Here is a 21,149-nt window from a genome sequence, read left to right on the forward strand (position 1 = left end):
TAGCGGTCATGCACTGCAAGGCATTGGGCGTAAAAAATGTCATTGCCAAGGTCAAGGATGAAGTAACCCAGCAGGTACTGGAAAAGGTGGGAGCTGATTTGGTTATCCTGCCTGAAGTGGAGGCTGGTATTTCATTGGCTAAGACAATTCTCTTTAACCATTCGATTGAGGTTTTCCAGTTGGATGACGATGTCGTCGTGGCTGAGTTTGAGCTGCCTGCTAGCTGGGTCGGGAAAACAGTTCGTGATGTAGACGCTCGTAGGCTTTATCGTCTTAATATTATCGGCTATCGTCTGACAAAAAATCAGCCTTTGGAAAGCCAATTTACCCCAGACTTTGTTTGGCCAGCAGGTGTCAGCATTATAGCTGTGACTGATAACCAGCATTTGGATAATTTACGTGAAATAGTGAAGTAGCGCTAGGATAAGTCCTCTTTGCTGGGAGTCCAAGCGATTCTAACTAGGCTTTCGGCCCCTTTCTATTATATGAAGAAAATCGATACATAGAGAGTGGGACAGAAATCGGTAATTCGTTAGAATTCGATTTCGTCGTCCCACCTCCGCACAGTTGAGTAGGGCTGTAAAAGCTGATGAAATCAGCGTAGTAGAGCCCACTCAACTACTGCGTCTTGCTTGACAATCCAAAGATAATTGAGAGGCTAGGACTTTTGTCCCAGCCTCTTTTTTGAACCCTTTTGCAAAATTTGTTATACTATGACTAGAAAAGGAGTGATTTTATGAGCTTAACCAGCCAGATCATTACAGCAGATTTTCCAGATTTGGATAAGGTAGAGGCCTTGAATAATGAAGCTTTCCCAGAAGAGGAAAGGATACCGCTCAGTGAATTTTTACGATATGAGGAACAGGAAGATGCTAATTTTTTCGCCTTTTATCATGAAAAGGAGTTTGTTGGTTTTGCCTTCGCCATTTCCAACGCGCAAGCCTTTTATGTTAGTTTCTTTGCGATTATGCCTCACCTGCGCAGCCATGGCTATGGCGGTGAAATCATTGAAAAGCTGGTCAATTTCTATCAGCGAACCATGATTTTAGAAATCGAGCGTCTAGATGAGCCCTGTGACAATCTTGAGCAGCGTCAGGCTCGCTGGGATTTCTATCACAGCAAGGGTTTCCGCTCAGCCAATGCCTTTCTGGAATATGAGGAACTTAGCTTTGAAATCCTTTATCGAGGGGATTCTTTTGACGAAGAAGCCTACCGAGACATTTTCCGCCGACTTCAGGAGGAGAATTATTTTGATTTTGAAATCAAACATAGACGTTTCAGCGATTATTAAAAGGAAGTTCTCTGGAGCTCAATTGCGATTTGGAGCAATAAAAGATTGCTTTGCTTTTACTAAATGGAGGTTAGAATGAGACTCTGGCATCAAGAACTGATTCCTAAGCTTCCCCGTCCGCAACTGCTTGGCCAGCATCGGGAATGCTGCGCTCTTCGTGGCAATGGCTGGGGCAAGAAACATGCGACCGTTGACTATGTTTTTACTCACTCTCCTTACTCACTTTACCGCTACCATGAGCTGATTATGGAGGAGATGAGCAAGCGAGGTTATCGTGTGTCCCCAGAGTGGCTGGAGCGGGACTATCGTGGCAAGACTTGTCCGGCCTATGTGCATCTGGAAGAAATGGCTGTGGCGAGCCCTATTTACCCTGAGCATGATGCGGCTTACTATGAGGAATGCCTGCAAAATCTCAAAGAAAAAGGCATTGACTTATAAGCTTTTCCGCTGTCTGAGCCAGCTGCCTATCTTGAGAAAAAGCCAGCAAAATGATACAATAAAACGAATAGTAAAAAGATTAACTGGAGTAAAAATGAATTATTTTAATGTTGGGAAAATCGTCAATACCCAAGGTTTGCAAGGCGAGATGCGGGTTTTATCAGTGACAGATTTTGCGGAAGAGCGTTTTAAAAAAGGTAATAAACTGGCCCTTTTCGATAGGAAAGACCAGTTTGTCATGGATGTGGAGATTGCTAGCCACCGCAAGGTCAAGAACTTTGATATTATCAAGTTTAAGGGGATGTATCATATCAATGACATCGAGAAATTTCGTGACTTTAGTCTGAAAGTAGCCGAAGAAGACTTGGCTGATTTAGAAGATGGCGAATTTTACTACCATGAGATTATCGGCCTTGAAGTCTATGAAAATGATGTTCTGCTAGGTACGATTAAGGAGATTCTCCAGCCAGGAGCCAATGATGTCTGGGTGGTCAAGCGTAAAGGCAAGCGCGATTTGCTGCTGCCCTACATTCCGCCAGTAGTGCTAGGCATTGACATTGAGAAAGGTCGGGTTGATGTAGAGATACCGGAAGGACTGGATGATGAAGATTGATATTTTGACCCTCTTTCCGGAGATGTTTGCGCCCTTGGAGCACTCGATTGTGGGCAAGGCTAGAGAAAAAGGCCTCTTGGAAATCAACTACCATAATTTTCGAGAACATGCGGAAAAATCTCGACATGTGGATGACGAGCCTTATGGTGGCGGTCAGGGCATGCTGCTGCGGGCTCAGCCTATTTTTGATGCTTATGATGCTATTGAAAAGAAGCAACCGCGCGTGATTTTGCTGGATCCTGCCGGACGGACTTTTGACCAAGCCTATGCTGAGGAGCTGGCCAAGGAAGAGGAACTCATTTTCATTTGTGGTCATTATGAAGGCTATGATGAGCGGATCAAGACCTTGGTGACGGACGAGATTTCGCTGGGTGACTATGTGCTGACCGGAGGAGAATTGGCGGCTATGACCATGATTGATGCGACAGTTCGCCTAATTCCAGAGGTTATTGGCAAGGAAGTCAGTCACACGGACGACAGCTTTTCGTCTGGACTATTGGAGTATCCTCAGTACACTCGTCCTTATGACTATCGGGGCATGGTTGTTCCGGAAGTTCTCATGAGTGGCCACCACGAAAATATCCGCAAGTGGCGTCTTTATGAAAGTCTGAAAAAAACCTATGAGCGTCGTCCGGACTTGCTGGAAAACTATGAATGTACAGCTGAAGAAGCCAAAATGTTGGAAGAAATTCGGGCCAATAGTTGGGATAGTGAGCACTAGTTCTTTCTATAAAATAGTAAAATTTAGATACCGATTTCTCAAAGCCACGTTTGTGGCTTTTTTATTTGGATGAATAGTTGGAAAATTTTTGAAAAAATTCAAACTTCCTTCTTGACAGAAAAAATAAAAAGGAGTATTATCTTAACTAGTTAATAAACCGGTTAACAAAAGAAGCTATTTTTGAAAGCATTCTTGGGAAAGAATGTTTTGAAAATAGTTATTTCTTTGAATGATTGCTAAACTGGTTAAGGAGTTGAAATGAAAATCAAAAAAGTTTTGATAGCTTTAAGTCTAGTCTTGCTGGGACTTGGCCTTACCGCTTGTAGTAAAAAGGAAGCAAGTGGTGCTGGCAGCAAACGCGGGCTCAATATTGTCACGAGTTTTTACCCGATTTATTCGATGGTCAAAGAAGTCTCGGGAGATTTGAACGATGTCCGGATGATTCAGTCGGGTGCAGGGATTCATGAATTTGAGCCATCAGCCAGCGATGTAGCGGCTATTTATGAAGCAGATGTCTTTGTGTATCATTCGCGGACTTTGGAGTCTTGGGCCGGTAGTCTGGATCCTAGCTTGCAAAAGTCTAAAGTAGCGGTCGTAGAAGCCAGCAACGGGATGCAGTTGGACAAGGTGGCCGGCTTAGAAGAAGTCTCTGCTGAGGAAGGGATTGATGAAAAGACCCTCTATGATCCACATACTTGGCTGGATCCTGAAAAAGTGGCAGAAGAAGCGCGACTCATCGCCCAAGAATTGTCCAAGCTAGATAGTAAAAATGCGGATACCTATCAGAAAAATGCTCAAAAATTTGCAGAGAAGGCAAAGGCCCTGAGCCAAAAATATAAAGGAGTCTTTAGCAGGCTAGATGAAAAAACTTTCGTGACCCAGCATACGGCCTTCTCTTATCTAGCCAAGCGTTTCGGTCTCAAGCAACTGGGGATTTCAGGGATTTCGCCAGATCAAGAGCCTAGTCCAAGGCAGTTGACGGAGATACAAGACTTTATCAAGACCTATAAAGTCAAGACGATTTTTGTCGAGAGCAATGCTTCTTCTAAGTTGGCCGAAACCTTAAAGAAGGCAACAGGAGTCAACCTAAAGATGCTAAATCCTCTCGAAGCAGATCCTGAAAATGATAAGACTTATCTTGAAAATTTAGAAGATAATTTAGAAATTTTAGCGAAAGAATTAAAACAATGAGGTGATGTATGAAAAAGAAATATATTATTAGTTCAGTTGCGGCACTAGCTACACTAGGTGTGTGCGGTTATGCGATTATGCAGTATCAAGCAGATAAGCCACAAGAACAAGCGACAAATCGTGTCGCTTATGTAGAAAAGAAATCTACAAATAAGCAGGACAATAAATCTCAAAAAGCCGAGAAATTGACACCTGAGCAGATTCAGGCCAAAGAAGGCATTACTGCTGAGCAGATCGTTGTCAAGATTACGGACCAAGGCTATGTGACTTCACATGGTGACCACTATCATTACTATAACGGCAAGGTTCCCTTTGATGCAATTCTAAGTGAAGAGTTGATTATGCGGGATCCAAATTATCAATTGCAAGAATCAGATATTGTCAACCAAGTGAAAGATGGTTATATTATCAAGGTTGCAGGAAAATATTACCTCTATCTGACCAATGCCAAAGAAACCAGCAATGTTCGTTCTGTTGATGAAATTGCACGGCAAAGACAAATTCATCCTAGCAAGGAAGAAGGCGAGGGCGGATCAGAAGCTAAATCGAGTCAAACTGTTAGCAGAAAAACGCAAGATTTCAGTCGTCCAAGTGCTGCCTACGCTGCAGGAAAGAGGACCTATCAAGCAGAAGGCACTGCATCGAGTCGGAGCAATGGCGCCTATACAACAGATGACGGCTATGTTTTCAGTCCATCTGATGTGATTTCGGATACAGGAGATGGCTTCCTTGTGCCACATGGCGGTCATATGCATTATATTCCAAAAAGTGATCTGTCGCCAGGTGAGTTAGCGGCTGCCCAAGCCTACTGGGATTCCTTGCAGCGAGGCAAGCAAGTAGCAACTCCAGCTGAAAATCCTAATACAGGAGGAGAGGCTTCTGCTCCTACAGGTAAAGCATCAGAAAATCAACATACAGGAACTGCGACTAAGCCAGCTCATCAAGCTGACAAGGGACAGACTGCTAAGCCAGCTCAAGGGTCCAAACCTGCCCAATCAGATGCTGGGCACGGAGCTAAACCAGCTGAAAAAGCAGAAGATACACCATCAAGTTACCAAACCTTACTTGAGAAACTCTATCGTATTCCAAAAGAAAAACGCTATGTTGAAAAAGATGGTCTTGTCTTTGATCCAAGTAAAATTGTTAGACGGACCGCAGAAGGAGTGGCCATTCCGCATGGAAATCACTATCACTTTATCCCTTACAGCAAACTGTCTGCCCTAGAAGAAGAAATAGCTCGGAACATTCCTGTTGCTGGTCAGAAGACTTATCCTAAGGCTACTGCAAGTACACCAAGCCAGCCTAGTCAACCAGCAAATCCAAGTCAGCCAGCCAAACCAGCTGATAAAGATGAGCACGATCATGGTTTCCACGCTGAGCATGTCATCTCAAAAGATGAGGAAGGTTACGTTGTCCAACACGGCGGGCATGCACATTATTTCTTCAAAAATGATTTGACCAAAGATCAGATTGCAGCAGCAGAAGCAAACCTGGCTAAGCACAAAGATTCAAGCCAATCCAGTCAAGTCAGCACAGAATATGACCGTTTTTCTCGTGACGCAAGTGACGAAGAGAAAATCGCTTATATTTCCAAGACTTATGGTGTACCGCGTGAAGCAATTAAGATTTCAAAAGGCTTCTTTGTCTTTAATAATCCGGATCAAGACTACGATCCGACACATATCCATCCATATGCTGTTCGAAAAGAGCATGTTCGGATTCCTTTAGAAACTGGAAATCCAGAGCTGGACTTCCTAAACGAGCTTTATACAACAGCCCTGCGTTCAGGTCTGTCTCCATACAGTATTCAGGTTGAAAATGGTCAGTTTGTCATTCCGCATGGCGATCACAACCACTACATCCGTGTCCAATCCAAAGGATTGAATCTAGGCTTGAAGAACAAAATCCCAGCCTTGCAATCAGCTTATCAAGCAGGATCCTATGATGAAAAGGCAGTTCTTGAAAAGGTGGATGCCCTGTTGGCAGCTAGCCGAACCATTTATGCTAAAGACTTGCTGATCCAACGTCGAATCGAGCTAGCTCTCGGTAATTTTGTAGAAACCATGAAGCAATTGCCAAGCAACTCCACAGAGGGATATTTGGCAAGCCTAGATCAATTTGATAAGCACCACATTCATGTTGATGAAAAAGCGAAAACGGAAGAGCTGACCGAAGTTGATAAAAAATATCAAGAATTGGTAGATAAGATCAAACGTTTGGAAACGGACAGCTACAATGTGAATAAAACCAGCTTGCTCGGTGAATTGCAGACAGCTAAGGTAGAAAAAAATGAAGCTAAGATGGCTGAGATTGAGCAACTATTGGCAAGTCTGCAAGATTATCAAGATCGGACAGGAGTGACCTCCGTTGAGTATCTCAAAGCTTTCTATCTTGCGGTTGATGATGCTCGTTTGCAGCCAGAACTTCGGAAGAAAGTTGCTGATTTGACGCTCAAGCTTTATAAATCTCAGGCCTTTATCGAAGCGGTCGATCTGAAAGCTCTTTTCTTGGAACTCTATCAAACCAAGCTCGAAGTTGATAAGGCTCTGGCAAGTGGCGAGGCAGCTTCAGCCAAGGATAAAACGGTTCTGGATACCGAAAAACTGGACGACCACAGTTATAAGACGGCTATCTATGGTTTCTTGAAAGAATTGTATGGAGAATTTGCACCGCAGCCTACGGAGGAAGTCTCAGAGGAAACTCTCCAAGCTCTCTTCCAAAAAGGCCAAGAACTTTTGGAAAAAGTAACGGATTCGACTCTGCAAGAAAATTATCAAAAGCAACTCGCAGCACTTCGAACTGATTTGCAAGAATCTCGCAAAGATAAAGAAACCATCTTAGCAGAAACGAAAACGTTCTTGGCTCAAATCGTTGAAACCTTAAAAGAACAGCAAGCATCTGCAGCGCTCAAGGATAAAGAGACCTATCTTAAAATTTACAATTTGCTGATGTCCGCCCACAAGATGCTTGAGGAACAACAGGGGACGGATGAGCAATTTGCTAGGGTAGATGGTCTATTGGATAAATTATCTGATCCTAATGAGGACAAAGCAGCTCTGCTAACCGAAGCAGAAGCGTTCTTTAATCAACTTCAAGCCAACAAGCCAGCTCCGACTGAGGCTAAAACTGAGACGGAGGCTAGTCCGACTGAGGAGACTAAGGAAGAAAAAACTAGCGAATCTCCTAAAGAAACAGTGGAAGAGTCAAGCTCACCAGTTACTCCTGAAGTTGAAGAATCAAATTCAGCAGCTCCTTCAGAAAAAGAGGCTGAAAGTCAAGTGACATCAGAAGCAAATAAGCAGTAAAGATTTTTTCGAAATAAATGGAATAAGGAGCGGAAGAAGCTAGAAAACGCTTTAAATCCGCTCTATTTCCACTTTATTAGGATGAAGAGTTCGATTTTTGTCATAGAATTGTAATAAAATTTCTATTTAAATGATATGGTTTTGACTGGTTTAACCAGTCATTTTATGTTAGTATTATAGCGTAGGACTAAAATATGAAATGATACATGTGCTATTAGAAGGAGATGTCTATGGACAAGAAAATTGGTAAATCCGTTGTGGCAACTGGCATTGCAGCGACAACGATTATTTCTGGTGCGCTCAGCCATCAGGTCAAAGCAGATGAACTCGTTGAGTCAACAGCGACAAAACCAAAGGCAACAGCAGTTACCGAGAAACCAATTACGACAGCGGATGTAGCAGAAGCGAAGGAAAAAGCAGATGCTGCCAAGAAAAATGTAAATCAGCAACAAGAGCAAACTAAGAAAGCTGAAGCAGACCTCGAAGGAGCCAAAGCTGCAGTTTCAGAGGCTCAAGAGAAAGTGACTACTGCTACTGAGAATGAAAAGGTAGCAACTGAAGAAAACATTTCTCAAGCAGAAAACAGTGTTAAAAAAGCTGAAGAAGAAGTTACAGCAAAATCAGAAACTGTCAAAGAAGCAGGAACTGCAGTCCAGGAAGCAGGTCAAGCAGTTAAAGACCAAGAAAATACCATTGCTGGCCAACAATCATTGGTGGATGTGGCAGAATCTGAGTTAAACAAAGCCAAAGAACCAGTTCATACGGAAACTGCAGCTGTAGAAACTGCTAAAAATCAAGAAAATCAAGCTCAGACAGCTGTGGAGCATGCTAAAAATGAACTAGCAAAAGCAGAACAAGAAGCAAACGCTGCGCCACAAAATCAGGCAGAAATCCAAAACAGAATCAATCAAACTCAGGCTAAGTTAGAGCAGACTAAGCAATTGATTGCTGCAACAAATACAGAGTTGGTGCATGAACAGAAAAATGCAAGTACGGCGCCAGTTGATTTACGGACTACGACCTATTCGCAATTCTTGGAAAATCTTCGAGATAATTCGAATAACGAAGCCGTAAGAAATGCTGCAGCTGATGCTTTAGCTCTTTACAAACGTGGTCAGAATGAATTCAAGATCACGGTCGGATCAGATCCATCTAGCCCAGCTAGCTTGGAAAATAACTTGCAGGCCTTGGAATTGGTTAAGGCTATCAATGCTTACCGTCGTAATGCGGGCCTCCCAGAGCTTTTGGTGGATCCATACGCTAATGTTGCCAGCCAAATTCAGACTTTGTACTTTGAGAAGGAAAATTGGCACATGGGCAAGCTGATTGGCAATGAAAACGTAGCTATTAGCTTCGATCCTCAAGGTGCGGTTAATTTCTGGCATAGTGAAAAGGCCCTGTATCAGAAGATTGCTGCTCAATACGGCCTGCCAACTGATGAAAGACAACTGGATGCCAATGCCATTTATATGAAGGTGGGGCCTAACGTCTTTGCGCAAATCGGTCACTATGTCCAAATGATGGATAATAAGGCCAATGCTATTTCTGCTGCCTATGACACTCATTCAAATCAGTTTGGAACTCCATACGGAACTTCAGAAGTTGGATTCCATAATGTTCGGAATTTTAATCAAAGAGTTAATAATGGCACACTGCTAACCGTTGAAGCGATGGAGAAACTTCTTCGCAGTGGCGGTAGTCGTGGGGCTGCTTCAAGTGCTAATGTGACAGCCTTGAAGAATCGTTTGGCAGAGTTGCAAGCTCAGAAAGTTAGCCAAGAGTCTAGCCTGAATCTTTTAAATAATCAGTTGACAGATTCATACAAAGCACAGAAAAATCGTGCGGCTGCTGTTGTAAAAGCCAAACAGAATCTTGAAGCTGCTGAGAAAGGTCTAGCCCTGACTCAACAAAACTTGTCAGATAAAAAGACTGCTTTGAGATCAGCGACAGCGAGAATCGCATCTGCCCTCTCTCCATACCAAGCTAAATTGCAAAAAGCTCAGGCAACCTTAGTAGAGGCTAAGAATCAGCTCGCAGCTTTGAAGACGGCTGAGGAAAACAAGAATAAGGCCTTAGAAGCAGCTAAAGCTGAATTGGTCGCTGCTCAAAATCGTGTAGCAGCGGCTCAGAAGAAAGTTTCAGATCTCAAAACAGCTCCACAACAATTGGAAAAAGCTAAGCAAGACTTGGCTGCAGCAGAGGCTGATCTGAAGGCTAAACAAGTTGTTACTGAGACTGAGAATGCAAAATTAGTTGATTTGCAAACAGTCTACAATGAGTTGCTAGCAAATTACAATTATTTGTTAGACCTTCTTCCAAAAGAAGAGCGTCAAGCCCTAGCATCGGCCACTACAACTACTTATCGGGCAAATGGTGGACTTAGATTTGCTGCAGCAGGTTCAGGGAGTCAAATGCTTCTGACTTCGAATCCAGCTTCTCAAGATGAGAAGGATGCATCGGTTGAACCGACAGCTAATGTAGCTGCTCAAGCTCAGCCAAAGACTGATAATACTAGTGCTACACCGACTCCAGCAGCCCCTAAAGCTTCGCCTAGCCAGTCAGTTGTCCTTCCTAATACAGGAACGGAAGCGGAACAATTAGCCTTCCTTGGAATGGCTCTCGGTGCAGCTCTTCTCGCAGGTGCAGTGAAACATCGCCGCAGAAAAACTTTATAGTATATAAGAGTGAAGTGAGTGTTACAGCTCGCTTCATTTTTTATTGGTGAATTAGTTTGATTGAAACAAATTTAAGAAGAAAATTTTTTGAGACTCAAATAATTCTTAATTTAGCTAGAAAACATTCCTTTTATCTGCTTTTCAGGGGATATCATGTTATAATAGCAGAGGATTTTATACAAAAAGAGGAACTTATGACTAAAAAAGCTATTCTAATGATGACCTTTGGATCGCCAGAGGGTTATACGTTTGAGGATATTGCAGAATTTTTTACGAATATCCGTCGTGGCGTGCGACCTACTGATCAGGAGACTCAGCACCTTCATGATAATTATCAGCGTATTGGTGGCAGCCCCCTGCAACGCATCACGCGGGCAGAAGTTGAGCTGGTGAAAGAAGCTTTAAAGGGGGAATATGCTGTCTATTTTGCTAATAAATTTTCTCGTCCCTTTATTTCAGATGTTATTAAGCAGATGGAGGATGACGGGATTGAGGAATGCATCTGCTTGATTTTAGAACCGCATTATTCTTTTTACTCTGTCATGGGGTATGAAAAATTTATTACGAGCCAGACAATTAAATTCCATATTATCAAAGAATGGTATCAGGCTGAGGATTTGCTTCGCTTTTGGGAGGAAGAAATCAGGAAAATCTTGCAAACGCAAGTCAAAGATGAAAGTTTTAAGGTCATCTTTTCAGCTCATAGTGTACCAGTTTTGGCGCTTGATTTTGAAGATCCATATATTGATCAGATTATTGAGAACTCACAGTTGATTGCACATCGGCTGGGCTTGGCTCCATCTGAATATACCAATACCTGGCAGAGCGAAAGCGATATTGGCTTGCCGTGGATCAAGCCAGATGTCCTAGAATATCTCCGAGATCAGACGACTCATCCACAACATTATATCTTTGTCCCAATTAGTTTCATCAGCGAACATATCGAGGTACTGTTCGATAATGACGTGGAGTGTCAGGAATTGTGTCAAGAACTCGGTGTGGCTTATCATCGTCCACCAATGCCTAACACAGACTCCCGTTTGATTGATGCATTATTAGCAACTATTCGTCAGCATGAAACAGAAGAGCTTCGATACATGCATCCAGAAGAAACAACCTTTGACGAATTGGCCCCTTCAGAAGAAAGTAATCAAATCTTAAGCGAAACGGAAGAACTTCAAATGCCTGAATTTGTCAAAAAGTTAATAGAGAAAAAGGGCAGAGAAAATGTCAAAATGCCTTATTTCATAAAGAAAATGTTAGAAAAAAGGGCGCAAGAATCAAAGTAAGTCTAAGATCTACCAGCCTAGAAAGAAACATTTGCAATGAGGAATGATCATGAATTGTTAGGAAAGTGCATGTTCTAGGAAAATGAAAAATTTCTATTGAAAAGATAGGGTTTTGGAGAAATATGTCTACAAACAAGCTAATTCAATCCAAGCTGGAACTGTTGCCGACCAGTCCCGGCTGTTACATTCACAAGGACAAAAACGGTACTATTATCTATGTCGGCAAAGCCAAGAATCTGCGCAATCGTGTTCGCTCTTATTTTCGTGGCAGCCACGATACCAAGACGGAGGCCTTGGTGTCCGAGATTGAGGATTTTGAGTTTATTGTCACCGAGTCTAATATCGAGGCCTTGCTCCTAGAAATCAATCTAATCAAGGAAAATAAGCCCAAGTACAATATCATGCTCAAGGACGATAAGTCCTATCCTTTTATTAAGATTACCAACGAGATTTATCCGCGTCTAATTATCACGCGCCAAGTCAAAAAAGATGGCGGTCTTTATTTTGGACCTTATCCAGATGTCGGTGCAGCCAATGAAATCAAGCGCCTGCTCGATCGAATTTTTACGTTCAAAAAATGCACCAATCCACCTGCAAAAGTCTGTTTTTATTATCACTTGGGGCAATGCGAAGCCCATACGATTTGCAAGCGGGATAGCCAGTATTTCAAGAATATGGCTCAGGAAGTGTCGGATTTTCTCAAGGGACAGGACGATAAGATTATTGATGAGCTCCGTGATAAGATGAATAAAACAGCTGCAGCCATGGAGTTTGAGCGGGCGGCCGAATACCGTGACCTGATTCAGGCTATTGGAACCTTGCGTACCAAGCAGCGGGTCATGGCTAAAGATTTGCAGAATCGGGATGTTTTTGGTTACTATGTGGACAAGGGCTGGATGTGCGTCCAAGTCTTCTTTGTCCGTCAGGGAAAACTAATCGAGCGTGATGTCAATCTTTTCCCTTATTACAATGATCCCGACGAAGATTTCCTGACCTATATTGGCCAGTTTTACCAAGAAAAGTCCCACCTCAAGCCCAATGAAATCTTAATTCCAGCAGACATTGATGAAGAAGCTGTTCGGGCCATGGTGGATACCAAAGTAGTCAAGCCTCAGCGTGGCGAAAAGAAACAGTTGGTCAATCTGGCTATTAAGAATGCTCGGGTCAGCCTCCAGCAGAAATTTGACCTTTTGGAGAAATCCGTTGAGAAGACACAGGGCGCTATCGAAAATCTAGGGAAGCTCCTTAACATTCCGACACCAGTTCGGATTGAGTCTTTCGATAACTCCAACATCATGGGAACCAGTCCTGTATCGGCTATGGTGGTCTTTGTCAATGGTAAGCCTAGCAAGAAAGATTACCGCAAATACAAGATCAAGACCGTGGTAGGGCCGGACGATTACGCCAGTATGCGAGAGGTTATCAAGCGCCGTTACAGTCGGGTGATTCGTGACGGTCTGACGCCACCAGATCTGATTGTCATTGACGGTGGGCAAGGTCAGGTCAATATTGCTAAAGAAGTTATACAGAACCAGTTGGGGCTAGATATTCCCATCGCTGGACTGCAAAAAAATGACAAGCACCAGACCCATGAATTGCTCTTTGGTGACCCTCTGCAGGTTGTAGAATTATCTCGTAATTCGCAGGAATTTTTCCTCCTCCAGCGCATCCAAGATGAAGTGCACCGCTTTGCCATTACCTTCCACCGTCAGCTTCGATCTAAGAATTCCTTCTCATCGCAACTCGATGGTATCGAAGGTTTGGGGCCAAAACGTAAGCAAAATCTCATGAAGCATTTCAAATCACTGACCAAGATTAAAGAAGCCAGTGTCGATGAAATCGTTGAAGTGGGCGTACCGCGAGCGGTGGCAGAAGCTGTGCAGGCAAAACTCAATCAAACAGAGCCAGCTCGTCCCTTGTTAGAAGTGGCTGAGCCGATTGCAGATATAGACTGAAAGAAAAATTTATCTGATTATAGAGAGGTTCAGATACAGCTTTCAAATACTCATTGATATTGCTCGAACAGATTGATAGAGGATATTTTTGGTGCTAGTAGTGAAAAGAGGTAGGTATGTTAAGAATTTTCCCAAATAAAACCGATGGTGTCTTAGATGAAATAGAACAGTTGGAGAAAAATTATTCTATTTCATTGCCTGAAAAATATAAAGAATTTTTATTAAGGTATAATGGCGGAGATACGATTGATACAACCTTTAAAGTAGAGAAAGTTCGTTCGGATATCCACTCCTTTTATGGTTTTTCATTAGCTAACTATTTTAGTAATTTTAACTATCTAGTCGAAAAAGGCTTTTTAGAAGATTTTATTGACAATCATTATTTACCCATAGCTAAAGATAGTTTTGGTAACAGTATCCTAATTGGTGTCGGCGCTAGTACTTATAATAAAATAGGATTTTATGATCATGAAAAGCAAACGTATATTCCATTTACTATCGATTTTATAGAATTTCTAAAAAAGATAAAAAGTCCTGTTGTTCATATTCCATCCATTGAGGAACGAATGAAAGAAATAGAAGAAATTGGAAGTCCTGTTGTAGTTGATGATGAGTTAAAAGCTTTATGGCAAGAAGAAATCGATAGATATGCTGGTCGTGAGCAAGTGATTGTTAAGTTGTAGTCTAATTTTATTTTACTAGCTTTATTGGTCTTTGATTTTCTGAATTACCTCTGCTTTTGCGAAAGATGGGCAAGATGGTCTAAAAGGTATCGAGCATTTTAACCAAAAGGGGAGCATGTTCAACAAAAATCGTAAACCAAAGATTGCGATATTGAAAAGAAGAGGAGAGTCTGATGAGCTTAATGATTCGACCACTAGGTCATGCCAGTGATCAAGAAATAAAAGCTTTGGAAGAGAAATACAAGCTAACTCTTCCAGAAGATTATAAAAATTTTTTGAAAGAAAACAATGGTGGACACTGTCCTTCCTATGAGTTTGAAAATTCTATTGAGATACAGAACATCAATGAGGAAATTAATGTTGATGTTTTATATGGGATTAAGACTGGCGTAAAAAACTTTGATATAGAAGATTGGACTGATGAATATTTGGATGATCTTTTTTCTAATTCAATCATTATAGGTGATTCCTTGCAACATGGTTTTCTAGTTTTCTGGTTGAGTGGTGATGAGGATGAAGGTATCTATTACTACGATGATACATATAATCTAGAGGGCTCAAGTGATGAAAACAATGCCTATTTTCTGGCTCGCACTTTTACCGAATTTCTAGAATTAGTCCAAAATTAATGTTAAAATGGGAGGGATTAGAATGTGTAGTCCCTCTTTTTATTCAGTAATTATTTTAAAAAATAGTGGATTGATTAAATTAAAACTTCACAAGATAGTACAAAATTTGGAGTTATAAATGTTAAGAATTTTTCCTTACGATACAGAAGGTGTAGATCAGGCTATAGCGGATTTTGAAGATAGGTTTACAATCAAGTTTCCAGAAAAATATAAAGAATTTCTGATTAAATATAATGGTGGGAATAGCTTGCAAACTAGTTTTAGTATAAATCGTAAAACTTCAGACATACAAGCTTTTTATGGATTTAATAAAGCGAGTCAATACAATAATTTCCAATATTTGATTGATAATGGTTTTTTAGAAGAAGTTTTAGAAAGAGGCTTTATTCCCGTAGCCAAGGATAGTTTTGGTAATTCTATTCTTCTTGGTGTTACAGATAAAAATTTCAATCAGCTAGCTTTTTTTGAGCATGAAGGTCAGCTTGTGCAGCCTTTAGAAATCAATTTTGAGGACTGGGTGGCTAAACTTACAAGCAAAAAGAAAAAAATTCGCACGATTGAAGAAAGAATCGCCGATATGAGAGCCGTAGGCAGCAAAAAAGAAATTACACCTAGATTAAAGGAAATCTGGCAAGAAGAAATTGATAAATATGCTGGTCGTGAGCAAGTGATTGTTAAGTTGTAGTATTGTTTTATTTGTCATGATAATATATTAAACTTGCTCGTTCAACCTATTATTACCACTTAAAACAGCTATATCAAACGGATAAAGATCAAGCTATCAATTATGAAATACAAGCCATTTATAATGAGCATAGCTGGAGTCCTTATTTGGTATTCTTAAGTCTGAGATGTTTTACAGATATGAGAAGAACTTTAGGCTTTTAGAAGACCTTTAGCAAGCTATTGTGAACTACATTGATTACTACAACAACAAACGAAGTAAGGTCAAACTAAAAGGACTTAGTCAGGTGCAATACAGAACTAAATCCTTTCAATAATTATTTGTCCAACTTTTTGGGGTCGGTACAAAACGAGATACTTTTTATTAATTTGAAACCTTATTAGCTTTTTTCTTAGCGTAGAATACTTGAAGACGACCAGTATTTTTGATATAGTTCCCAACGCCACCGTGTTTTGATTGAGCTTTCTTGTTTATCATTTCAAAAGTATTCAATTCATCTAAGCTAACCTCTCTGATATTCGATAATTGAAGCCAATGAAGATCTTGGTCCTTCGCAAAAATAGCTGGGGCATAATCAGCTGCATCGATCGGGGCCGATTCTTCATCAAAATATTGATATCCTACCAGATCAGCGATATAGCTAAACGATTTATTTACAAGTATTACTTTTGTAACTTGTTTAACTTTATTTGAATCAAGTCTATTACTTGTACTAAAGTAGACTGAACCTGATTCTTTTGCTTTTTCTACGTGGGCATCCAACACATCTTTTGCAGAATGGAAATTAACATCCACAAGCGGTAAAGCAACAACATATGTATTGTCTATAATAACCATAAGAGTTATCTCCTTTATAAAATATTTTTCTAGAATTAATTAGTGTATACTAGAACTCATTAGATATCTCTAGTATAATCTAGCAAAAGGCGTTTGTCAAGATAAATTCAAAAAAATTTTTAAAATGAATCAATTAAGATTTTCTAAACTGAGGAATAATTGGCAAGAAAGAGGAATAAAATGACAATTGAGAAAGAGTTAAATAAAATAGTAGAAAGTATTTCATTGATTCGAACAAGTCAAGCTGAGATGCCGTTTTCAGAAGAAGCTCTAGAAGACTTCACAGACTATTTAAGGGACTACATTCCAAATCATGTAGGTTGGATAAAGAAGGGAAATGAAAAGCTGGTTCAGTCCCTTACAAAAGACAATCAGTTGGACAGAGAAGCAATTTCACAGATGATAGTAGGTCTACACAATATATCTTTAGATTTTGAGGAATTATGTGACATATTGCTTAAACTTTCCGATGAAATAGATAGAAAAAGCTGAAATTCAAGTATACTGGCTATTCAAGAACAAAAAAGGAGAAAAAATGTTAAGAATTTTTCCATTTGATAAAACAGGTGTTTCGGAGGCAGTGGCTCAATTTGAAGAAAATCATGACATTTTGTTGCCGGAAGAATATAGAACCTTTTTAATAAACTATAATGGTGGAAATGCCTTACAGACAAGCTTTAAAATAAAGAAAGAGAGTGCGGATATTCGAGCCTTTTATGGTTTTGAAAATGCTGATTACGAATACAATTTCCAGTATTTAATTGATCATGATTTTCTATCAGATTATATTGAAGTTGATTATCTACCGATTGCAGAAGATAGTTTCGGGAATTATATTCTTCTAGGAATTGCTAAACAAAATTATAATCTCATAGCATTTTTTGATCATGAAATACAAAAGATTATCCCCTTCCATCTTTCGTTTAAAGAGTTTCTGACTACTATAAAAAGTAAAGTGTGTAGGATTAAATCTATTGACGAAAGAATTCAGAAAATGAAAGAGGTAAATAGTCCAGTCATTGTTGACGCTGAATTGAAAGCAATCTGGCAAGAAGAAATTGATAAGTATGCTGGTCGTGAGCAGGTGATTGTTAAGCTGTAGTCTTTTCTTGTTAAATGTGGTAACCTGATGTTACTACATTTTTTTTCTGAAGGTTTTTGCTATACTAGTTTTATTGAACATTGATTTTTAACAACCTGCCTATTTTGCAAGAGGCAGATATTGTTTTGAAGTCAAATGCTTTCCTGAATAGAATGAACCAAAGGACACTTATGAAACAATTATTGCAAGAGTTAACAACCCTTTATTCAAAATTAAATTCCCATTATAATGAGCATTTAATAAATCCAGAAAAGATATCGGATGTTTATGATGACATTCATGAAGAGTTACAAGAAGACTTCGATAATCTTGCCAGAGGGATTGCTACAATGAAAAATTTAGACTTAGAATCAATACATGATACAGATAATCCAGCCTATCTCAATGGAATGTATGATATCTATACTTCATTGCTAAATATTGAAAATTATGTAGCCGATTTAAGGGAGATTCACATTCACATTTCAAAGAAGATTAGAGAAATCAATGGCGAAATTGTTGATGAAAATGTGATTGGCAGAGAGCAAGAAAATAGGTTTACTCGGCGAATAGATAGATTTTAAAAAGGAGCAGGCATGCATAAATTTAGTGCCAAAATAAAGTCAAATAATAGCGATACGAAAATTTTGAAAATAATTAGAGATTTTAGTCATGAACCAATCGGAGCAATCAAAGAAAAAATGACTTATCACATGGCTGTGCTTGAAACAGAATATCTGAATTTAGAGCGACTAAAGAGCTTTAAAAAGACAGTAGAAGAGATAAGAGAATTGGGTGGGGAGCTTCAACTATTCCTTGATGATGAAGAGGTAACCATACAATTTTTGAGTCATGTTATTGAGTCGCAGGAAGATACCAAAAATCAAATTGAGGAAGACGATTTCTAATATGTTCGATGATGCGAAGTAATGGTTCCGACTTTCCAACATAATAATAATGCGGAATTGTCCCCTCTTAGTCAAGATTGTGTCCTTTGAAGATAGAAGTAGATGATAAATATATAAGGAAAGTATAAAGTGAAAGAAGTATTAGAAAATTTGCATCAGGCATGCTCAACACTTAATGATAAATTTAATGGAAAACTGCTTGATCAGGAGAAGTTAGATGATTTTCTGGAGGACCTTCGTGATGACTGGGATTCAAGTTTCAAACAGTTAAGAGGTGGTCTTCAGATTTTGGAAAGTCAGGTTGAATCAATTGAATCTTCAAGAAACAGCGCCTATACAAAAGGGATTCTTGAAATTTTTTGGGGACTGAGACGACTAGAGGTTTTATTGGATGATGCAGATGACTTGCTGGTGGCCTTGAATAAGAAATTGATGTTTGAAAGTGGGGAAATATCCGAGGAAGAATTCCTAGATGATGGAATCCTAAATGTTAAATATCTAGATGAAGATAACGACTCAGACTAAATCAAGTTGTTAGAATAATGAAAGATAGGTTGACCGAGTGAAGGAATGTTTTTATGGAAGATCTTTATAAAGGAGCGAATGGTGTCAATAATCTACGCAAAGATCAAAATGTCAGATAATATCTTACAGGCATGTAAAATAATTAGGAGACATAGCCCTTTGCCAATTGGTGAAATCAAGACAAAAATAGAAAAAAATGAGGCTTTGCTAGAAAGTGATTATCTGGATCTAGACCAGTTAATAGTTATGCAAGAACTTCTCGCTAGTCTCATAGATTTAGGTGCAGAAATTAACTTGTATAAAGGACAAGCTGAAGTGGATATGGGATTTCTAAATAATAGCATTGAAACCTATATAAATATTGCTGCTGATAGAGAAAAACTAGATGAACTCATGTTCGATTGTGAGGGATAAAAGCTATAAGTTTTAGCATCAGTAGCATTTTTAGAATGAACCTAGAATTTTTAATAGCACAACTTTCAGGATTTCAGTATAAATAGAGGTGAGAATATGGAGACTGAAAATACAGTATCAATTTGGGTTGGAAATTTTGCAAGTAGGGAAGAGTTGGATACCTATATCGACTTAAGGTATGATGATGACGGAGAAATTGTCAGTTCCAAGTTTTATGATGCTTTTCAAATTGATATCGATGATATTGACGAATACCTAATCGAAAAAGAATATTGTGATTCAAGATTTTTAAATGTATATGATCATTTAATCGGAGCCTCATATGCAGATGTTGTCATAGATAATTTAAAGAAGATTGAAGATGACCTAGCGATACCTGCAAGTAATGCCATTATTTTACTTTACAATTATAAATATTGTGGGCAAGTCAAAGAGCAGCCCAATATCAAATTTATTGCGACAGTCAATTATAGATAGGTGTAGGATAATGAATGAGCTAGTAACGAGGTATATAAACTTTTGTGAGAACTTAAATCAGAACTGCAATGGAAATCTTTTAAGTGATGACAGGCTAGATGATTTAAAAAACTGTGAAAAAGCTATAAATGGATGTTTGAATCAATTAAACAGTGGGCTTAGCTTGTTAGAAGCAAAGAGAAATGAAATTTCATCATCTCAAGATCCCTCTTATACATCTGGATTTGTAGATATCTTTCTAGCTCTGGACGGTCTGGAGGATGTATTTTCTGAACTAAAACACCTTTCAATAGCAATGAATAAACACTTTATGTATGAAAGTGGAGAAATATCTGAGGAAGAATACCTGGATGATGGGATTTTAAATGTAGAAATAGTTGATGCAGGGGATGAAGAATGACGCTAGATACTAGAGTTGAAAAAGCTTTAATAGGAATCAATTTCGTAGAACGATATGAAAATATTTCTAAAAAATACAATAGGGAGAGAACTCCAAAAGGCCAAGAATTGGATTACTTTGACGGCGATTTTCTGATGGAAATTGTTGAATTATTAGGCTATAAAGCTCAATATGATAAACGAGAACGTTTTTTCCATATCGATCTGGAGGAAATCGGAAATTTTCAATTTGGTTTCCATTTTTCTCTTGAGTATGGTCGATTAGAATTGATTTGGGTTGTTTATGAAGGAGATAAAGTTGTCCTTGGTTCTCCTTGGACTAGATATCCAAGGTTGATGATTGCGCGTGATTATATTATCAAACAGCCAATTATTTCCGACTACGTTGATTTTCGAGACGTCATGAAAATTGCCTTTGACATGTATGAGGATTTCAAGCAAGCATTTTTGAAGGCTGCTGCAGGAGATGAAGAATGAAGCTAGACACTAGAATTAAACAAGCTTTACTAGAAATCAACTTTGTAGAAAGATATGAAAAATTATCCGCGTATTATAGTCAGAAAAGAACTCCGAAAGGCCAAGAATTGGATTATTTTGATGGTGATTTTTTGATGGAAATCGTTGAATTATTAGGCTACAAAGTTCGGTATGATAAACGAGAACGTTTTTTCCATATTGATCTGGAGGAAATCGGACATTTTCGCTTTGGCTTTCATTTTGCTTTTGAACGCGGTCGATTGGAATTGATTTGGGTCATCTATGAGGGAGATAAAGCCATTATGGGTAGCCCCTTTGCATCTTATGCAAAATGGCTAATCTCAAGAGATTATATTATACTGAAGCCTGTAATTTCCAGTTATGATGATTTTGAACAGGTCATGAAAATCGCTTTTGAAATGTATGAAGCTTTCAAACAAGCATTTTTGAAAGCTGCTGCAGGAGATGAAGAATGAAATTAGATACTAGCTTGAATGCAAATCAACTTTCTAGAGCTGTGATAGCTTTTTCAGCGTCCTAGATTCAGAAAGGAATC

Annotated in this window: 23 protein-coding genes and 2 pseudogenes; 24 read left to right on the forward strand and 1 reads right to left on the reverse strand. The window is 39.4% G+C overall.

Features of this window, described 5'->3' with window-relative positions; all coding sequences use genetic code 11:
• From Q0191_RS01190 to Q0191_RS01255, 14 genes and pseudogenes are all read left to right on the forward strand, one after another.
• Nucleotides 1-416, forward strand: a pseudogene (locus Q0191_RS01190) (TrkA family potassium uptake protein); the annotation flags it as partial.
• A gap of 320 nt (nt 417-736) precedes the next feature.
• Entirely contained in the window at nt 737-1,291 is a 555-nt protein-coding gene (locus Q0191_RS01195; protein ID WP_297663065.1) for a GNAT family N-acetyltransferase, read from the forward strand.
• Nucleotides 1,292-1,366: 75 nt separating this feature from the next.
• Nucleotides 1,367-1,729: a TIGR02328 family protein gene (locus tag Q0191_RS01200; RefSeq protein ID WP_297663067.1), complete on the forward strand. Its 363-nt coding sequence runs from the start codon at nt 1,367-1,369 to the stop codon at nt 1,727-1,729.
• Between the two features lie 94 nt (nt 1,730-1,823).
• Nucleotides 1,824-2,342 (forward strand): ribosome maturation factor RimM, encoded by a 519-nt coding sequence (gene rimM, locus Q0191_RS01205; RefSeq protein ID WP_297663069.1) that lies wholly within the window; start codon nt 1,824-1,826, stop codon nt 2,340-2,342.
• Entirely contained in the window at nt 2,332-3,063 is a 732-nt protein-coding gene (gene trmD, locus Q0191_RS01210; protein ID WP_297663150.1) for a tRNA (guanosine(37)-N1)-methyltransferase TrmD, read from the forward strand. The genes rimM and trmD overlap by 11 nt, the downstream gene beginning before the upstream one ends.
• A 258-nt stretch (nt 3,064-3,321) precedes the next feature.
• Nucleotides 3,322-4,254, forward strand: coding sequence for a metal ABC transporter solute-binding protein, Zn/Mn family (locus Q0191_RS01215; protein WP_297663071.1), 933 nt, complete (start codon nt 3,322-3,324; stop codon nt 4,252-4,254).
• 8 nt (nt 4,255-4,262) lie between these two features.
• Entirely contained in the window at nt 4,263-7,559 is a 3,297-nt protein-coding gene (locus tag Q0191_RS01220; RefSeq protein WP_297663073.1) for a pneumococcal-type histidine triad protein, read from the forward strand.
• 230 nt (nt 7,560-7,789) lie between these two features.
• Nucleotides 7,790-10,234 carry a CAP domain-containing protein gene (locus tag Q0191_RS01225; RefSeq protein ID WP_297663075.1) on the forward strand — a complete coding sequence of 815 codons (2,445 nt, stop codon included), beginning with the start codon at nt 7,790-7,792 and terminating at the stop codon, nt 10,232-10,234.
• Between the two features lie 194 nt (nt 10,235-10,428).
• Complete coding sequence (gene hemH / locus Q0191_RS01230; RefSeq protein WP_297663077.1) at nt 10,429-11,523, forward strand: ferrochelatase; 1,095 nt, start codon at nt 10,429-10,431, stop codon at nt 11,521-11,523.
• 122 nt (nt 11,524-11,645) lie between these two features.
• Nucleotides 11,646-13,478 (forward strand): excinuclease ABC subunit UvrC, encoded by a 1,833-nt coding sequence (gene uvrC, locus Q0191_RS01235; RefSeq protein WP_297663080.1) that lies wholly within the window; start codon nt 11,646-11,648, stop codon nt 13,476-13,478.
• Nucleotides 13,479-13,594: 116 nt separating this feature from the next.
• Nucleotides 13,595-14,161, forward strand: coding sequence for an SMI1/KNR4 family protein (locus Q0191_RS01240; protein WP_297663082.1), 567 nt, complete (start codon nt 13,595-13,597; stop codon nt 14,159-14,161).
• A gap of 173 nt (nt 14,162-14,334) precedes the next feature.
• Nucleotides 14,335-14,790, forward strand: a complete 456-nt coding sequence (locus tag Q0191_RS01245; protein ID WP_297663084.1) for an SMI1/KNR4 family protein — start codon at nt 14,335-14,337, stop codon at nt 14,788-14,790.
• 118 nt (nt 14,791-14,908) lie between these two features.
• Nucleotides 14,909-15,475: an SMI1/KNR4 family protein gene (locus Q0191_RS01250; RefSeq protein ID WP_297663086.1), complete on the forward strand. Its 567-nt coding sequence runs from the start codon at nt 14,909-14,911 to the stop codon at nt 15,473-15,475.
• A 133-nt stretch (nt 15,476-15,608) separates the two neighbouring features.
• A pseudogene (locus Q0191_RS01255) lies at nt 15,609-15,791 on the forward strand (IS3 family transposase); the annotation flags it as partial.
• A 47-nt stretch (nt 15,792-15,838) separates the two neighbouring features.
• Here the strand turns inward: Q0191_RS01255 and Q0191_RS01260 are convergent.
• Nucleotides 15,839-16,312 carry a hypothetical protein gene (locus tag Q0191_RS01260; protein WP_297663088.1) on the reverse strand — a complete coding sequence of 158 codons (474 nt, stop codon included), beginning with the start codon at nt 16,310-16,312 and terminating at the stop codon, nt 15,839-15,841.
• 180 nt (nt 16,313-16,492) lie between these two features.
• On the opposite strand from Q0191_RS01260, the gene Q0191_RS01265 reads away from it, so the two are divergent.
• The 10 genes from Q0191_RS01265 (at nt 16,493) to Q0191_RS01310 (ending at nt 21,069) form a co-directional block, all read left to right on the forward strand.
• On the forward strand, nt 16,493-16,804 hold the full coding sequence (locus Q0191_RS01265) for a hypothetical protein (RefSeq protein ID WP_297663090.1): 312 nt from the start codon (nt 16,493-16,495) through the stop codon (nt 16,802-16,804).
• A gap of 43 nt (nt 16,805-16,847) precedes the next feature.
• On the forward strand, nt 16,848-17,414 hold the full coding sequence (locus tag Q0191_RS01270; RefSeq protein ID WP_297663092.1) for an SMI1/KNR4 family protein: 567 nt from the start codon (nt 16,848-16,850) through the stop codon (nt 17,412-17,414).
• A 170-nt stretch (nt 17,415-17,584) separates the two neighbouring features.
• On the forward strand, nt 17,585-17,977 hold the full coding sequence (locus Q0191_RS01275) for a hypothetical protein (protein WP_297663094.1): 393 nt from the start codon (nt 17,585-17,587) through the stop codon (nt 17,975-17,977).
• 12 nt (nt 17,978-17,989) lie between these two features.
• Nucleotides 17,990-18,301, forward strand: a complete 312-nt coding sequence (locus Q0191_RS01280) for a hypothetical protein (RefSeq protein ID WP_015605063.1) — start codon at nt 17,990-17,992, stop codon at nt 18,299-18,301.
• Between the two features lie 129 nt (nt 18,302-18,430).
• Nucleotides 18,431-18,826 (forward strand): hypothetical protein, encoded by a 396-nt coding sequence (locus tag Q0191_RS01285; RefSeq protein ID WP_297663096.1) that lies wholly within the window; start codon nt 18,431-18,433, stop codon nt 18,824-18,826.
• 159 nt (nt 18,827-18,985) lie between these two features.
• Nucleotides 18,986-19,240 (forward strand): hypothetical protein, encoded by a 255-nt coding sequence (locus Q0191_RS01290; RefSeq protein WP_297663098.1) that lies wholly within the window; start codon nt 18,986-18,988, stop codon nt 19,238-19,240.
• Nucleotides 19,241-19,336: 96 nt separating this feature from the next.
• The gene (locus tag Q0191_RS01295; RefSeq protein ID WP_297663100.1) at nt 19,337-19,717 is read left to right on the forward strand and encodes an immunity 22 family protein; all 381 of its coding nucleotides are present in this window, start codon (nt 19,337-19,339) and stop codon (nt 19,715-19,717) included.
• Nucleotides 19,718-19,727: 10 nt separating this feature from the next.
• Entirely contained in the window at nt 19,728-20,117 is a 390-nt protein-coding gene (locus Q0191_RS01300; RefSeq protein WP_297663102.1) for a hypothetical protein, read from the forward strand.
• On the forward strand, nt 20,114-20,593 hold the full coding sequence (locus tag Q0191_RS01305) for a hypothetical protein (protein ID WP_297663104.1): 480 nt from the start codon (nt 20,114-20,116) through the stop codon (nt 20,591-20,593). Before Q0191_RS01300 ends, Q0191_RS01305 begins: the two co-directional genes overlap by 4 nt.
• The gene (locus Q0191_RS01310) at nt 20,590-21,069 is read left to right on the forward strand and encodes a hypothetical protein (RefSeq protein ID WP_297663106.1); all 480 of its coding nucleotides are present in this window, start codon (nt 20,590-20,592) and stop codon (nt 21,067-21,069) included. The genes Q0191_RS01305 and Q0191_RS01310 overlap by 4 nt, the downstream gene beginning before the upstream one ends.
• The last annotated feature ends 80 nt before the right edge of the window (nt 21,070-21,149 follow it).

Source organism: uncultured Streptococcus sp. (assembly GCF_938036805.1).
Lineage (GTDB): Bacteria > Bacillota > Bacilli > Lactobacillales > Streptococcaceae > Streptococcus.